This is a genomic window from Microbacterium candidum, assembly GCF_030315975.1.
Lineage (GTDB): Bacteria > Actinomycetota > Actinomycetes > Actinomycetales > Microbacteriaceae > Microbacterium > Microbacterium candidum.
Map to the genome: position 1 here is coordinate 341,352 of NZ_JASXSZ010000005.1, position 15,997 is coordinate 357,348.

The 15,997-nt window shown below is 70.5% G+C and carries 9 protein-coding genes and 1 tRNA gene; 7 read left to right on the plus strand and 3 right to left on the minus strand.

Annotated features, from left to right (window positions below; translation table 11 throughout):
* Positions 1-17 precede the first annotated feature (17 nt).
* On the plus strand, positions 18-3,440 hold the full coding sequence (locus QSV35_RS16235; RefSeq protein WP_419956862.1) for a UvrD-helicase domain-containing protein: 3,423 nt from the start codon (positions 18-20) through the stop codon (positions 3,438-3,440).
* Here QSV35_RS16235 and QSV35_RS16240 read toward each other — a convergent pair.
* Entirely contained in the window at positions 3,374-4,771 is a 1,398-nt protein-coding gene (locus QSV35_RS16240) for a protein kinase family protein (protein WP_286289843.1), read from the minus strand. The two genes, QSV35_RS16235 and QSV35_RS16240, sit on opposite strands and share 67 nt — an antisense overlap.
* A gap of 63 nt (positions 4,772-4,834) precedes the next feature.
* Between QSV35_RS16240 and nudC the strand changes: the two genes are divergently transcribed.
* Positions 4,835-5,740 (plus strand): NAD(+) diphosphatase, encoded by a 906-nt coding sequence (nudC, locus tag QSV35_RS16245; RefSeq protein ID WP_286289844.1) that lies wholly within the window; start codon positions 4,835-4,837, stop codon positions 5,738-5,740.
* Positions 5,737-7,500 (plus strand): ATP-dependent helicase, encoded by a 1,764-nt coding sequence (locus tag QSV35_RS16250; protein ID WP_286289845.1) that lies wholly within the window; start codon positions 5,737-5,739, stop codon positions 7,498-7,500. The genes nudC and QSV35_RS16250 overlap by 4 nt, the downstream gene beginning before the upstream one ends.
* Before the next feature lie 745 nt (positions 7,501-8,245).
* Here QSV35_RS16250 and QSV35_RS16255 read toward each other — a convergent pair.
* Entirely contained in the window at positions 8,246-9,634 is a 1,389-nt protein-coding gene (locus QSV35_RS16255) for a zinc-dependent metalloprotease (RefSeq protein WP_286289846.1), read from the minus strand.
* Between the two features lie 146 nt (positions 9,635-9,780).
* Here QSV35_RS16255 and QSV35_RS16260 point away from each other — a divergent pair, with 146 nt between their 5' ends.
* The 3 genes from QSV35_RS16260 to QSV35_RS16270 all read left to right on the plus strand — a co-directional run bounded on the left by QSV35_RS16260 (position 9,781) and on the right by QSV35_RS16270 (position 14,044).
* Entirely contained in the window at positions 9,781-10,920 is a 1,140-nt protein-coding gene (locus tag QSV35_RS16260) for a YlbL family protein (protein ID WP_286289847.1), read from the plus strand.
* 95 nt (positions 10,921-11,015) lie between these two features.
* Positions 11,016-13,925, plus strand: a complete 2,910-nt coding sequence (locus tag QSV35_RS16265) for a UPF0182 family membrane protein (RefSeq protein WP_286289848.1) — start codon at positions 11,016-11,018, stop codon at positions 13,923-13,925.
* 45 nt (positions 13,926-13,970) lie between these two features.
* Positions 13,971-14,044 (plus strand) — tRNA-Met (locus tag QSV35_RS16270).
* Between the two features lie 72 nt (positions 14,045-14,116).
* On the opposite strand, the gene QSV35_RS16275 is transcribed toward QSV35_RS16270, so the two are convergent.
* Entirely contained in the window at positions 14,117-15,037 is a 921-nt protein-coding gene (locus QSV35_RS16275) for a DMT family transporter (RefSeq protein WP_286289849.1), read from the minus strand.
* Between the two features lie 70 nt (positions 15,038-15,107).
* On the opposite strand from QSV35_RS16275, the gene QSV35_RS16280 reads away from it, so the two are divergent.
* Positions 15,108-15,959 carry a LysR family transcriptional regulator gene (locus tag QSV35_RS16280; protein ID WP_286289850.1) on the plus strand — a complete coding sequence of 284 codons (852 nt, stop codon included), beginning with the start codon at positions 15,108-15,110 and terminating at the stop codon, positions 15,957-15,959.
* The last annotated feature ends 38 nt before the right edge of the window (positions 15,960-15,997 follow it).

Here is a 15,997-nt window from a genome sequence, read left to right on the forward strand (position 1 = left end):
GTGCGTGGGACCGTCCGATGAGCGTCACCGCGGAGGGCATCGCCGCCGCGCTCGGTCTGCCGTCGCCGACTCCCGAGCAGCGCGCGGTGATCGAGGCGCCGCCCGTGCCGGCCCTCGTCGTCGCCGGCGCCGGGAGCGGCAAGACCGAGACGATGTCGGGTCGCGTGGTGTGGCTCATCGCCAACGAGCACGTGCGACGCGACGAGATCCTGGGCCTCACCTTCACGCGCAAGGCCGCCGGCGAACTCGCCGAGCGCATCGATCATCGCCTCGCGAGCATCGACGAATACGCACGCCGCGGCCTCCTTCCGCACATCGACGCGCTCGCGGAGTCGGGCGAGCTGGCCCGTTTCTGGGCAGGCGCAGGGGATGCCGCCCCTCGCGTGCGTCGCGCGGCACTGGGGACGTTCCTCGATGCCGCCGCAGCCGGTCTCGGGGCGACCGCGCCGCCGACCGCCGCGGAGGACGGGCTCCTCCGCCCGCGCGTCGCGACCTACAACTCCTTCGCCGACGCGATCGTGCGGGAGCACGGGGCGCGCATCGGGCGCGATCCGGATGCCGCGCTGATGAGTCAATCGGCGTCGTGGCTGCTCGCGCGGCGCGTCGTCATCGCGTCCCCCGATGAGCGCCTGTCGCAGCGCGGGGAGGGGTTCTCGACCGTCGTCGACGCCGTGAGCCGGCTCGCCGGGGAGGCTTTGGACAACCGCGCCGACCTCGATGCCGTCGACGCATTCGCGGACGGCTGGGCGCGCAAGGTGGCGCCCTTCGTCAATCCCGATCTGCAGAACCCGGGCGATCTCGAGAAGTTCCACGCGTCGATGACGGGGCTCCCGGTGCTGACCGGCCTCGTCCGCGACTACGCGCAGCGCAAGACCGTGGAGGAGACCCTCGACTTCGCCGACCAGGTCGCAGGGGCGCTCGACATCGTCGAGCAGGCGCCAGCCGTCGCCGCCGAACTCCGCGCGCAGTACCGCGTCGTCCTCCTCGACGAGTACCAGGACACCTCGGTCATCCAGACGCGACTGCTCGCCGAGATCTTCCACGACGGCGCGGTGATGGCCGTGGGCGATCCGAATCAGTCGATCTACGGATGGCGCGGCGCATCCGCCGACAACCTCGCGGCCTTCGCGGACGTCTTCGCGCGCGAAGCGGAGTGCGAGAACCACGGGCTCATGGTGAGCTGGCGCAACGACGTCGACATCCTCACCGCGGCGAACGCACTCGTCCAGGGCGTTGTCCACGGACCGGTCCCCGTCGGCGCTCTGCAGCCGCGCCCGGGCGCGGCCGGCGGACGTGTCCTCTGCCGGTTCGAGACGACGATCGACGACGAAGCGGATGCGGTCGCCCGCTGGTTCGTCGAGGTCCGCACGGAGCACGCCGCGAGGCAGGCGCGAGCCGCGCGCGCGAACGCCGAGCAGGGGCTGCCGCCGGTGGAGGGCAAGGCGCACTCCGGCGCGGTGCTGTTCCGCGCGAAGCGGCACATGAACGCCTTCGCCGATGCGCTGGCCCGACACGGCGTCCCGCACCGCATCCTGGGGCTCGGCGGCCTTCTTTCGACGCCCGAGGTGGTCGATGTCGTCGCCGCGCTCCGTGTCGTCCACGACCCGAGCCAGGGGTCGTCGCTCATCCGGGTCCTCTCCGGCCCCCGCTTCGCCGTCGGCGTCGCCGACCTCGCCGCGCTCCAGGAGCTGGCCGACACGCTCTCGCGGCGAGACGGATCGCTGCAGCCCCTCGAACCCGAGCTCGCCGCCCGCGTGCGCGGATCGGCGGGCATCGACGAGCAGCTGTCGATCATCGACGCGCTCGAGTTCGTCCGCACGACGCGCGACGAGTACCGGTTCCTCGACGACTTCACGGAGGAGGGCCGGGCACGTCTGCGGGAGGCGGGCGAGATGTTCGCCCGGCTCCGCCGCGCCGCCGCACAGCCCGTTCCCGACCTCATCCGGCTCATCGAGGTCGAGCTGCGCCTGGACGTCGAGCTCGCCGCCAACGAGACGCGGGGCGCCGCACGCGTGGCATCCGCACAGCTGCGGGCTTTTCTCGATGAAGTGCGCGGGTTCCTCGCCGGAGACGAACAGGGAACCGTGTCGAGCCTCCTCGCGTGGCTCGATCACGCGGAGGACACCGACGAGCTCATGCCCCGCACGGAACCGCCGCAGCCGGGCGTGGTGCAGCTCCTGACGATCCACGGGTCGAAGGGGCTGGAGTGGGACGCCGTCGCTGTGGTCCGGCTCGTCGGCGAGGAGCTCCCGAAGTCGCCGCAGACGACTCTCGGATGGCTCGGCTTCGGCACCCTGCCCTACGCGTTCCGCGGAGATCGTGGAGCCCTCCCGGCGTTCGTATGGGATCCCGAGGTCCAAGGCACCGCGAAGGCGCTGCGCGAGGCGATCGCCGCCTTCAAGGCGGGCAGCAAGGCCTACCAGGAGCAGGAGGAGCGCCGCCTCGCCTACGTCGCGGTGACCCGAGCCCGCACCGACCTCCTGCTCACGGGCTCCGCATGGGGCGGGCAGACCCGGTCACGCCCGCCGAGCCCCTATCTCGCCCAGATGCTCGACGCCCTCGGCATGGATCCGATCCCCGAAGTCGATCCCGGCGACAACCCGTATCTCGAGCGCGGAGGCCAGATCCTGTCATGGCCCCTCGATCCGCTGGGAGCACGCAGCGAGGTCGTGCACGCGGCGGCGGATGCGGTCTTCCGCTCCATCGACGCAGGGGATGCGGCGCCCGACGACGAGCTCGTGCGCCTGCTCGCGGAGCGGGATGCGCGTGCCGCGGTCTCGGATGCGGCCGCACCCACCCGCATCCCCGCATCCCGGTTCAAGGACTACGTGACCGCGTTCGATCAGACGGTGCGTGCGGTCGCACGGCCCGTGCCCGAACGGCCCTATCGGCAGACACGGCTCGGGACGCTCTTCCACGCGTGGGTCGAGCAGCGCTCCGAGCGAGCCGGGGTCGGCCCCTCACCGGACGACGGCCTGTGGGAGCTCGACGTCGAGCAGCCCGACACCGAGACCTCTGCCTCGGACGCGGCCGAGCTCGAGCGGCTGCAGGCCGTCTTCGAGGCATCCGAGTGGGGCCCGCTCGCACCCCTCGAGGTCGAGGCGGAGATCGACTTCGCGTTCGCGGAGTCCGGTGCCGGCGCGCACATCGTGGTGTGCAAGCTCGACGCCGTCTACCGGCGCGGCGACCGCATCGAGATCGTCGACTGGAAGACCGGCAAGCCTCCGATGAGCGCTGCGGAGCGTGAAGACCGGATGCTGCAGCTCGCCCTGTACCGGGTGGCGTACCACAAGCGCCACGGCGTGCCGCTCGAGCAGATCGACGTCGCGCTCTACTACGTCGGAGACGATCTCGTGCTGCGCGGCGACCGCGTCTACTCGGAGTCCGAGCTCGCCCAGCGGTGGAGCGCCGCGCGGGAGGCGCGCTCGGCGTCGGCCTGATCGGCCACGGGATCGTGCACGTCGGTCTCGGCATACGCCGAGACCGATGAAGCCGGCACGGACGGGCGATCGAGGGCGATCGGCGCGGTCGCGTTCTCGTCGATCTCGAGATCGATGCCGCCCGTGTTGCGGGCGATCGCCTCCTCGAGGGCGGAGGCGTCCGCCGAGCGGGGCGGGATCCTGCGGAGCTCGGCGAGCTCCGCGGCGTCCAGCGGCTGCGTGTCAGGGGACGGGACGGCGGCCGCTCCTCGGGTGGCGGTGAGGTCGTCGGTGTCCAGGTATTCGGCGAGGACATCGGCATCGAAGGCGTCCGTCTGCATCGACGTGTCGACGGCGGCCGGAGCCGCTGCCGCGACCCGGTCGAGAAGGGCGAGCGCGTGGTCGACATCGAGATCGGCATCGCCGGTCAGGGCATCGCCGGAGACGCCGTCCGCCAGCGACGCGAGGAGGCCCTCGGCGTCCGCGACGATCTCCTCGTCGCCGTCGTCGACGCCGTGCAGCAGCCACTTCGCGAACTCGAGCTCGGCGTACAAGCGCGCGCGGGCGCGCAGCCCGGCGTCGGGTGCGCGGTGCAGCGCGGCGGCATACGCCTCGAACACGTCGGATGCGGCGTCGGGTGCGGAGGAGGTCCACCGCAGATCGAGCGCGGGATCGCCGACGGCGAGGCCGGACCACTCGAGAAGACCGGAGATCGCCGGCCCGTGCGGGCCGTCGGCGAAGAGGAAGTCGACCGACTCGACGCCGCCGAGCACGACGGACGCCTCGAATCGCCACAGGTTCGCGGCGGCGAGGACTGCCCGCCAGCGCGCGATGAGCGCCGCAGGCGCACGGTGGGTGTGCTCCGTGCGGTCGACGACCCGTGCGACGGCGTCGCGCGACTGCTCCGGGGTCTGCATCGTGAGTCCCTCGGAGCGAACGACGGTCGTCGGCAGCGCGTGCACCGCGGCGATCGCGGCGCCGAGAATCGTTGCGACTCCAGGCCCGGCGGGGACGTGCCCGGCGTCGACGTGATAGCCGGGGATGAAGTCCAGGACGACGGCGCGTCCGCTGTCGAGATCGGCTTCGCCGAGCAGCTCGGGAGCGGCGAACGGAAGCAGGGCGCGCACGCCGGGGGTGAGCGCACGCAGGGCGCGCGCCTGTGCCGTGAGCGCGGCGGAGGCCGCTTCATCCGTCGACGCGCGGACGACGACGCGACGCCCGTCGTCGAGCTCGGCGACCGCCGAGTCGTACCGGCCGGTGCCGCCGTCCGTCAGAGATCCGACGCTCACGACGCCCACCCGGGGAAGGGCCGAGGTCACCGACGCCGCTAGAGTGAGAGGTGAGCGTGCCATGCCCCCAGGGTAGGTCGGGCCTCGACGCTGCAGGACCTCGCCACGCCCTGGAGAGAGGTATCGATGTCCCCGTACCAAGCGCCGCTGCAGCCGTCTCTCGCGCGTCGCGGCATCCCGCGCGCGGCGGCCGAGAGGGCCGATCCGGAGCTGATCCCGCAAGCGCGGGAGGATGCCTCCACGCGCGTCCTGCTGCTGCACGAGGACACCGCGCCGTTGCGCGCGCCGGAGGCGCTGCGCTTCCTCGCGCCGGCTGACGTGCCGGACGACGCGATGTGGGCGCTCCTCGGTCGCGACGAACGCGGTCCTGTCCTGGCCGCTGTGCTCCGGGATGGCGCACCGCGCCCGTTCGAAGGCGAGTGGGGTCCGCTGCGCGTGATCGGGGCATCGCTGCCCGCGGCCGATGCGGAGCTCCTCGTCACCGCGGTGAGTCTCGGGCGGTGGCTGCGCGACGCCGCCTTCTGCCCGAACTGCGGCGCGCGCTGCGAACTTCTCATGTCCGGGTGGATGCGTCGGTGCCCGAACTGTGGACGCGCGCATTTCCCGCGCACGGATCCGGCCGTCATCGTCGCGATCGACAGCGCCGCCGACCCGGACCGTCTGCTGCTCGGAGCAAACGCCGCGTGGGGCGGCCGACGCTACTCGTGCTTCGCGGGCTTCGTCGAGGCGGGGGAGTCGCTCGAGTCCGCAGTGGAGCGCGAGCTCGCCGAAGAGGCGAACGTGCGCGTCCGTGACATCCGCTACCGCGGCTCCCAGGCATGGCCGTATCCGCGCTCGCTCATGCTCGGCTTCCGGGCGACGGCCGTCGCAGACGACGATGCGCTGCCTGACGGCGACGAGATCATCAGCGTCCGCTGGTTCACGCGCGACGAGATCGGCGCGGGTCTGCGCGGCGAGGGCGACATCGGACTGCCCGGTCCGGCTTCGATCGCCCATGCGCTGATCTCCGAGTGGCACGCGGAGACCCGATGAGCAGCACCGCGCTCGACGGGCTCGACGAGCAGCAGCTGGATGCCGTGACGACCCTGCGCGGACCGCTTGCCGTGCTCGCCGGGGCCGGCACGGGGAAGACCCGCGTCATCACGCGCCGGATCGCGCACGGCGTCGACACGGGCGCCTACTCGCCCGGGCGGGTCATGGCCGTCACCTTCACCGCGAAGGCGGCGGGAGAGATGCGCGGCCGTCTGCGCGCGCTCGGGGTCGAGGGCGTCGGTGCCCGTACCTTCCACGCAGCGGCTCTCGCCCAGCTGAACTTCTTCTGGCCGTCCGTCGCCGGCGACTCCGCGCCCGGCATCGTCGACAACAAGGTCCGTATGCTCGCGCACGCCGCGGACGGGCTCCGGATGGATCTCGATCGTGCGACCCTTCGCGATGTCGCCTCCGAGATCGAGTGGCGCAAGGTGACGATGCGCAGCATCGAGCAGTACGCGCAGGCGCGTCCCAACGGCATCGGAGCTCTCGACGGGCTCGCCGTCGTGCACCTCCAGCGTGCGTACGAGAAGCTCAAGGACGAACGCCGTCAGCTCGACTTCGAAGACGTCCTGCTGGCATGCGCCGGGATGCTCGAGGCGGAGCCCCGGGTCGCGCAGGCCGTGCGCGAGCAGTACCGGCACTTCACGGTCGACGAGTTCCAGGACGTGTCTCCGCTGCAGGAGCGCCTCCTCGGCCTGTGGCTGGGCGAGCGGCGCGATCTGTGTGTCGTCGGAGATGCGAGCCAGACGATCTATTCGTTCGCCGGTGCCGATGCTCGTTACCTTTTGGACTTCGAGCGCGTCCACGAGGGCGCGAAGGTCGTCCGCCTGGAGCGCAACCATCGCTCCGACGCTCCCGTCCTCGCCGTCGCGAATGCACTCATGCGGGGACGGCCCGGCGCGCTCACGCTCGTCGCGGCGCACGATGGCGACGACGCCCCCACTCCCACCGTGGCCGTCTACGGCGACGATGAGGACGAGGCACGCGGCGTCGCTCGTGCCGTCGCCGCGCAGATCGCCTCCGGAGTCGATCCGCGCCGCATCGCGGTTCTGTATCGCGCCCGCTCCCAGTCGCCCGAGTTCCTCCGGGCGCTCGCCGACGAGCAGGTGGCGACCACGGTGCTCGGCGGGACGCGGTTCTTCGACATGCCCGAGGTGCGGCAGGCCGTCATGGCGCTGCGTGCGGCGGCGGTCGCGCCGCTCGAGACGACCTTCCGCGACGCGGTCCGCGATGTGCTGCGTTCACTCGGTCTCACCGACGATCCGCCGCCCGCGGGCGGAGCCGTCCGTGACGCATGGGAGGCGCGCGCTGCGATCATGCGCCTCGCCGACGAGGCACCGCAGGGCGCGACGCTGCGAACCTTCGCCGACGAGCTCGTCGCCCGCGCCAAGGCCCAGGACGAGCCCGGCCTGCGCACGGTGACGCTGGCGACGCTGCACGCCGCGAAGGGGCTGGAGTGGGATCACGTCCACCTGGTGGGTCTCAGCGAAGGGCTCCTGCCGATCGCGTACGCGACCACCTTCGAGCAGGTCGATGAGGAGCGCCGGCTCGCATACGTGGGCATCACGCGGGCGGCACGGACGCTGTCGCTCTCGTGGTCACGCGGCCAGGGTCGAATCGAGCGACAGCCGTCGCGCTTTCTTCGAGAGATCGGCAGCGGCAGTCTGCGTGCGGCGGATGCGCGCGCCACACGCGCCGGAGGGAATCGGTCGTCATCGTCAGCGAATGCCCGATCGGGCGCTCCCACTCGGACCGGCTGAGCATCCGCGCCGCCGCGGCACCGGCCTCGAACGCGAAGGCGCGACCGACCTCGGGGCCGGGCTGACCCAGAAGCTGCGCTGCCACCACCGGCCATGTCGGGTCGGCGTCGGCGCGATGGAATGCGACGCACGACAGGCACGCCGTAGTCCCGGGTCGCACGAGCGGGCCGACGACGGCACGCGATCCGGAGAAGACGATCGGCAGGTGCGGGATGTCGTCGCGCAGAAGCGCCGCGGCGAGGTGCGGATGGATGACGTGGTGAGCGACGACCACGACCGGCGTGCCGGCACCGGCGACGGCCCCGGCACGTCGCTCGAGCATCCCGTGCGCATCCAGCGCGTCGCCGAGGGCTGCCGCATCCGTCGAGGAGATCGAGTCCGCCACGTGGAGGCGCACGCGCGCCGGTGCGGCCGCCGCGGGGCGTTCGAGCGCCCCGCTCAGGCGTGCGATCAGCGCGCGCGCCTGTGCCTCGCGCACCCCGAGCCGATTCGCGACGGCGCCGACCGCGTCATCCGCGATTCCTCTCTGCAACTCCCGCAGAAGGAGCTCCTGCCACCTCGACGGCGCGTCGATGACGGCCGCCGGCTCGGCTCCGAACTGGAGGCGGGTGGGCGAGGACCACACGGGCGGATACGCCGGGTCGAGACGAAGCATGCCTCGATTCTGGGATCCGGCTGGTCCTGCGGGCGGCCCGGATCCCAGTCTGTGCACAACTGCGCTCGACCGGGAGCCTGGGGAGGAGACTCAGGCGGGGCGCTCGCCCTCCCCGGGGTCATCGGACTCGTCGTCCGCATCTCCGGACTCCTCCTGAGGCCCGCCGTCCGCACCGCTCTCCCCGTCGAGCAGGGCGGCCAGGGCGTCGTCGAACTCGTCCCGTTCGGGCGTCTCGCCGCGCGCGAGCGCTTCGAGGCGCGCAACGAGTGCCGACGGGTCGTCGATGTCCTCCGATGTCGGCATCAGGTCGGGGTAGTCCCACAGCGCGTCGCGTGCGGCGATGCCGACGGCGTCGGTGACGGCGCGCCACATGGCGGCCGCCTCCCGCATCCGGCGCGGACGCAGCTCGAGCCCGACGAGGGACTTCAGCGCCTGCTCGGCGGGCCCGCCGACCGCCCGGCGGCGGCGCGTCGCCTCGGCGATGCGCGCGGCGGAGGGCAGGCGGCTCGTCGCCTCGGCGGTCACGACGTCCACCCAACCCTCGATCGTCGCCAGCGTGTTCTCGAGACTGTGGAGCGCGGCGTCCTGCTCCGGGGAGCGCTGCGGGAGGAGAGCACCGCTCTCGAGCGCGTCGCGGAGCTCCTCCGGGTTCGACGGATCGAATCGTGAGGCGAGGTCCTCCAGGGCGCCGGTGTCGACCCGCACGCCGCGCGCGAACTCCGTCACGGCAGTGATCACCTGCAGGCGGAGCCACCGTGCGTGGCGGAAGAGTCGCGCATGCGCGAGCTCGCGGGTCGCGATGTACAGCGCCAGCTGGTCCACCGGGATCTCGAGGTCGCGTCCGAAGTCGGCGAAGTTCTGCGGCAGGATCGCCGCCTCGCCGGCGGGCATGATCGGGATGCCGACATCCCCGCCGCTCACGACCTCCAGCGACAGCTCGCCGATGACCTGCCCGAGCTGCGACGCGAACATGGAACCGCCGACCGAGCGAAGGATCTTGCCCGCGCCGGCGACGAGCTCGCGCATGTCCTCCGGGGTCTGCTCGCTGAGCGCCGCGGTGAGCGCGTCGGCGATGCTCGTCGCGACGGGCTCGGCCAGCTCCTGCCAGACGGGGAGGGTCTTCTCGACCCACTCGCCGCGCGTGACGGCGCGCGGGGCCACGGCGAGCTCGGAGACCGCGGTGGACTCGCTCAGCCAGAGGGTCGCCAGCGCGAACGCCTGGTCGAGGTCGGTGCGCTGGGATGCGGTCACCCCGAGGTCGCTCTGGTTCGCGATGTGCAGAGCCTGGCGCTTGGTGAGGTCCCACGCGATGCCCCCGTCAGCGCTCTGCATCCCCTGCAGCTGGCGCATGGCGGCCTGCATAGCCGCGGGGTCGATGCCCAGCTGCCTGAGCTGCTCGGGGTCGAGGTCGCCGCCCGCGCCCAGCAGACTCCGCAGGATCTCCTCGAAGTCCGGCTCCCGGTCGTCGTCGTCAGCCACGTCAGCCGCCTTTCAGCAGAGGGATCAGGTGTGGATCTACGCTAGTCGCACGGATCATCGCCGTTCCCGGGAGGGCGCCGAAAGCGCTACGCCGGTCGCGAACGAAGTGGACGGTTCGCGAACGACCGGACCAGAGAGGTGGACACGTGGCGCTGTTCGACGAGGACGTGACGGTGGTGCCCGCGCCCAGGAAGCCGCGCTCGCGCGCTCGGGTGGCGGGGCTGTGGTCTCTCGCCGTCGCGCTCGTCGCGCTCGTGGCGATCAGCTTCCTGCCGACCGCCTACGTCATCCAGCAGCCCGGTCCCGTGTACGACACTCTCGGGACGGCACCCGACGCGAACGGGAAGGAGGTCCCGCTCATCACGGTGAACGGTGCGACCACCTATCCGACCGGCGGCGCCCTCGACCTCCTCACCGTCCAGGTGCGCGGCAATCCCGACCGCACACCGTCGTGGATCGAGCTCGCTGCGGCGTGGTTCGACCCGTCGATGGCGGTGCTGCCCATCGACGCCGTCTTCCCGTCCGGCCAGACGACCGACGAGCGCAACCAGGAGAGCGCAGCGATGATGGTCGACTCGCAGAAGGAGGCCACGGCGGCCGCACTGGCGCATCTCGGGTACGACGTGCACCAGCACATCCAGGTCTATTCGCTCACGGAAGGCTCGGCCGCCCAGGGGATCCTGCAGAAGGGCGACGTCATCCGGACGGCGAACGGGCAGGCGATCACGACGGCCGACCAGCTGCGCACGATCGTGAGCGACAGCGCCGGCAAGCCCATCACTCTGGGCATCGAGCGCGGGGGCGCATCTCAGACGGTGAGCGTCACGCCGAAGCAGACGACGGTCGACGGCCAGACCGTGTGGCTCATCGGCGTCACCCTCATCAACGACTTCGACTTCCCGATCGACGTGAAGATCCAGCTCAACAACGTCGGAGGTCCGTCGGCGGGCCAGATGTTCGCGCTCGGCATCATCGACAAGCTCACCCCCGGTCAGCTCAACGGCGGCAAGCACGTCGCCGGCACGGGCACGATCGACGCCTCCGGTCAGATCGGTCCGATCGGCGGCATCCGTCAGAAGATGTACGGCGCGCTGGATGCGGGTGCCACGTACTTCCTCGCGCCCGATTCCAACTGCGACGAGGTCGTCGGGCATGTGCCGAGCGGGCTGCGCGTCTTCTCGGTGAAGACGCTCGACGATTCGCTCGCTGCTCTGACCGCGATCAGCTCCGGAACGGGTCTGGACAAGCTGCCGACCTGCACCGCGAAGCAGAGCACCGCGCAGTAGTGCAGGACACGGCGCGGTCACGACCCGCTGTGAGCCATCTCAGAACCCGCGGCACGGGCGGAGAGGGGTGCCGCGCCGCCTCGTAGGATGAAACGGTGACGTCGACCTCCGCACCGAAGCCGGCCGCCCCCTCTCGCACCCGACGCGTGGTGGCGATCACCCTCATCGTGATCGCCGTTCTCGTCGTGGCGTTCTTCCTGTTCGCGAGCCTGTTCGCCGATTGGCTGTGGTACAGCCAGCTCGGTTTCCAGCGCGTCCTCGCGACGGAATGGGGCGCGCGCGTTCTCATGTTCGCCATCGGGTTCCTCGGGATGGCGGTGCCGGTATGGCTCGTCATCCAGCTGGCCTACCGGCTCCGGCCGGTGTACGCGCGACTGAGCTCGCAGCTCGATCGCTACCAGGAGGTCGTCGAGCCGCTGCGCCGACTGGCCATGTGGGGGATCCCGATCTTCTTCGGCTTCTTCGCGGGCTTCGCGACGTCGGCGCAGTGGGAGACCGTTGCGCTGTGGCTGAACGGCGTCAAGACGGCGACCACCGATCCGCAGTTCCACCTCGACACCGGCTTCTACCTGTTCGCGCTGCCGTTCTACAGCGGTCTGCTCGGCTTCGCGTCGGCTGTCACGCTCGTGAGCCTCCTCGTGACCGCCGTGGTGTCCTACCTCTACGGTTCTGTGCGCATCGGCCAGCGGGAGCTGCGCATCTCGAAGGCGGCCCGCATCCAGCTGGCCGTGATCGCCGGGTTCTACCTGCTCCTCCAGGCGGCGAGCCTGTGGCTCGACCGGTACAAGACCCTGGTGCAGCCGGGGGACCGCATCACCGGACCCGGATACACCGAGGTCAACGCCACCATCCCCGGCCAGACGATCCTCGCCGGCATCGCCGTCATCGTGGCGATCCTCTTCTTCATCACCGCGTTCGTGGGACGCTGGCGCTTCCCGCTCGTGGGAACAGCGCTCCTGATCGTGTCGGCGATCGTCCTCGGCATCGCCTACCCGTGGTTCGTGACGACCATCCAGGTCAAGCCGAACCAGCTCGCGCTCGAGAAGCCGTATTACCAGCGCAACATGGTCCAGACGAAGATCGCGTACGGGATCGCGGACATCCAGGATCAGCCGTACAAGGCCGCGACGGATGCCGAGGCCGGACAGCTGCGCGCAGACGCGGCCACGACGGCCCAGATCCGCATCATGGACCCGGCGATCATCAGCCCGACCGTGAAGCAGCTCGAGCAGTACCGCTCGTACTACCAGTTCAAGGATCCGCTGGATGTCGACCGGTACACGGTGGGCGGCGTCTCCCAGGACACGGTGGTGTCCCTCCGCGAGCTCAACATGGGCCAGCTCGGCGCGGGTGCGTCGTGGCAGAACACGACCCTCGTGTACACGCACGGCTACGGCATGGTCGTCGCGAAGGGCAACGACCGCACGGGCGACGGCGACCCGGTCTTCCTCGAGCGCGGCATCCCCGCGACCGGGTTCCTGACCGCGCAGGAGAACTTCGAACCGCGCGTGTACTTCGGCGAGGATTCGCCGACGTACTCGATCGTCGGCGCCCCTGCGGGCACGCCGCCGATGGAGCTCGACTACCCGTCCAGCAACGGCATCACGGAGTCCAAGACCACGTTCAAGGGCGACGGCGGACCGAACATCGGCAACTGGTTGACGCGTCTGATCTACGCGCTGAAGTTCCAGTCCGAGCAGATCCTCTTCTCCGACAGCATCACCGACAAGTCGCAGATCCTCTACGACCGCGACCCGCTCACGCGCGTGCAGAACGTCGCGCCGTATCTGACGCTCGACTCCGACCCCTACCCGACGGTCGTCGACGGGCACATCGTCTGGGTCGTCGATGGATACACGACGAGCGCCAACTACCCGTACTCGGCGACGGTGAGCCTGTCGCAGGCGATCGCCGACACGAACAACCCGTCGCCGCGGTACACGCTCGACAACATCAACTACATCCGCAACTCGGTGAAGGCGACGGTCGACGCGTACAGCGGCAAGGTGACGCTCTACGCGTGGGACAGCACGGACCCGCTGCTGCGGGCATGGCAGAAGGTCTATCCGTCGACCGTGAAGCCGCTCTCCGACATGTCGGGCGAGCTCATGAGCCATGTGCGGTACCCGACCGACCTCTTCAAGGTGCAGCGCGACATCCTCGGGACCTACCACGTGAGCAACGCGCAGTCCTTCTACCAGCAGGACAACGTGTGGACGACGCCGAACGACCCGGAGCATTCCGACCGCCTGCAGCCGCCGTACTACCTCACGATGAAGATGCCCGAGCAGCCCTCGCCGGAGTACTCGATGTTCTCGACCTTCATCCCGCAGTCGAACGGCGGTGAGACGGCCCGCAACGTCCTGATGGGCTATCTCGCGGTCGACTCGAACGCGGGCGACCAGGCGGGGCAGAAACGCGCGGACTACGGCAAGCTCAGGATGCTGGAGATCGACGCAGCCACGACGGTGCCCGGCCCCGGCCAGGTGAAGAACATGTTCGCCTCGCAGCCGAACGTCTCGCAGTTCCTCAACCTGCTGAAGCAGGGCCAGTCCGAGGTGCTCAACGGCAACCTCCTCACGCTGCCGCTGGGCGGGGGCCTCCTCTACGTCCAGCCGGTCTTCGTGCAGTCCTCCGGCCAGACGCAGCTCCCGAAGCTGCAGAAGGTGCTGGTCGCGTTCGGCAACAACGTCGCCTTCGAGGACACCCTGGACCAGGCGCTGAACGCTCTGTTCGGCGGCGACTCGGGTGCGAGCGCCGGCGACTCCAACACGACGCCGACTGCAGGGCCGCTGCCCTCGGCTTCGCCGTCCGGCACTCCCGGCACAGGCGGATCGAGCAACGGCTCCACGAACACCGAGTATCAGGCGTGGCTGAAGGCGGCGCAGCAGGCGATGATGGACCGCGACGCGGCCTTGAAGGCCGGCGACTGGGCGGCATATGGAGTGGCGGACAAGGCGCTCACGGATGCCGTGAACCACCTCATCGCGCTCGGAGGTCACTAGGCCGATTCGGCGCCCCGCGAATCGCATGCTAGGCTTTAGATGTGCCGCGGGGTGGAGCAGCTCGGTAGCTCGCTGGGCTCATAACCCAGAGGTCGCAGGTTCAAATCCTGTCCCCGCAACAAGAATAAGAAGAGGCGTCCCGTAAGGGGCGCCTCTTCTTCTGTGTGTGCGTGGCCGTCCAGGCGACCCCGCTACGCAGGCAGTGTGCGGCGCCGTCGCAGGCCGCCCTGGCTGATCACGATGCCCGCGATGACGATGGCACCGCCGACCGGCTCGTACCAGTGGACGGCCTCGCCGAGGACCACGACACCGAGGACCACGCCGACCACGGGGGCGAGGTACGTGACCGTCGAGGCGCGCGCGGGGCCCCAGGCTCGCAGGACTCCGGTGTACCAGATATAGGCGACGCCGGTCCCGAGGATGCCGAGTCCAGCCATGCTGGCCACGACCGGGAGATCGAGTGCGACCGGACCGCGCGCCGTGAAGGGTGCGAGCAGCACGACGACGACGCTCGCCATGGCGAGCTGCACCGATGACAGCGTGACCGAGTCGTACGGGAGTCCGCTGACGAAGCGTCGCATGTAGAGTCCGGCGAAGCCGTAGCTCGCGGTCGCGCCGAGGCAGGCGAGCTGCGCGGGCGCAGTCGCCGCGAGCTGCGGCGAGCCGATGAGCTGCCACGGTGCGGTGAGGATGAGCACCCCGAGGATTCCGACGACGAGACCGAGGGAGCGCGCTCGCCCGAGCCGCTCCGACGGCAGGATCAGCGGGGTGAGCAGCAGGGTCATGATCGGCGTGGTGGCGTTGTAGATGCTTGCGAGGCTCGACGGCAGGAACTGCTCGGCCCAGGCGAACAGCGTGAACGGGATGGCGCAGAAGAACGTCCCCACGACGATCATGTGCGCCCACACGCGCCGCTCGCGCGGCCAGCGGCGACGGCTGACCGTCATGATCACCGCGAGCGTGATCGCGCCGAGAAGGACGCGGCCGAGGACGACCTGTGCCGGGGAGAGGCCCTGCAGTCCCACCTTGATGAAGAGGAAGCTCGAGCCCCATACGAGGGACAGTGCGAGAAACGCCCACAGCGTGGTGCGCGAGTTGCCGTCGGTCGCCATGACGCCTAGTCTCGGGAGTGTCGGGGCATGAGGCAAATGCATCGCCCTCATCCCGAGATGAGGAGTCATCATGGGTGTCACCCTCCCGCAGCTGCGCGCACTCGTCACCGTCGTCGAGGCCGTGTCGTTCACGGATGCGGCGATCCGTCTCGGCGTCAGCCAGTCAGCCGTCTCGCACGCCGTGTCCGGCCTCGAGAGAGAGGTGGGCGGGCGCGTCCTCCAGCGCGAGGGCGGGCCGACATTGACGGCGCTCGGCCTCCGGGTCGTCGAGCATGCACGGTCGGCACTCGCGTCTGTGGCGGCCCTGGAGAGCGCGGTGCGTCAGGATGGCACGCTCGCCGGCACCGTCCGCCTCGGAGCGGTCGCCACGGTGTGCCAGGGGCTGCTTCCCGACCTCCTGCCGCTGTGGAGTGCGAAACTCCCGCACGTCGAGGTGCAGATCTACGAAGGGGACGACGAGGAGATGCCGGACTGGCTCGAAGCCGGCGTGGTCGATGCCGCGGTCCTCGTCGCGCCCACGCCGGATCCACCGGGCAGCAGGCTCGTCGCGACCGACGAGTTCTCGGCGGTCGTCCGTGCCGATCACCCGCTGGCCGGACTCGACGGCATCCCGCTCGCGGAGCTCCAGGTCGACGGACTGATCGTCTCCACGGGCGGCTGCGAGGGTCATGTCCGGCGGATGCACGAGGACGAGGGCCTGCCGTACACGTTCTCGCATCGGGTACGCGAGATGAGCACCCTCTTCCGCATGGTCGAGCAGGGGATGGGCGTCGCGATCGTTCCCTCGCTCGGACGAGGGATGCTGCCGGCCGACCTCGTCATGCGTCCGCTCGCGCAGCCGAGACCTCGCCGGCTCGTGCTGTCGGGCCCGACGACACGGCCGTGGCATCCGCTCGCCCAGGCTCTCGTCGACGCGGTGTGACGGCGGCGCTTGCCCGTGTCCGATCCGCCCGCGAGGAT

What these genes read in the sequence shown, in the direction of transcription:
- QSV35_RS16235 (WP_419956862.1), top strand. Translation starts at nt 18, where the DNA reads ATGAGCGTCACCGCGGAGGGCATCGCCGCCGCGCTCGGTCTGCCGTCG.
- QSV35_RS16240 (WP_286289843.1), bottom strand. Translation starts at nt 4,771, where the DNA reads ATGGCACGCTCACCTCTCACTCTAGCGGCGTCGGTGACCTCGGCCCTT.
- nudC (WP_286289844.1), top strand. Translation starts at nt 4,835, where the DNA reads ATGTCCCCGTACCAAGCGCCGCTGCAGCCGTCTCTCGCGCGTCGCGGC.
- QSV35_RS16250 (WP_286289845.1), top strand. Translation starts at nt 5,737, where the DNA reads ATGAGCAGCACCGCGCTCGACGGGCTCGACGAGCAGCAGCTGGATGCC.
- QSV35_RS16275 (WP_286289849.1), bottom strand. Translation starts at nt 15,037, where the DNA reads ATGGCGACCGACGGCAACTCGCGCACCACGCTGTGGGCGTTTCTCGCA.
- QSV35_RS16280 (WP_286289850.1), top strand. Translation starts at nt 15,108, where the DNA reads ATGGGTGTCACCCTCCCGCAGCTGCGCGCACTCGTCACCGTCGTCGAG.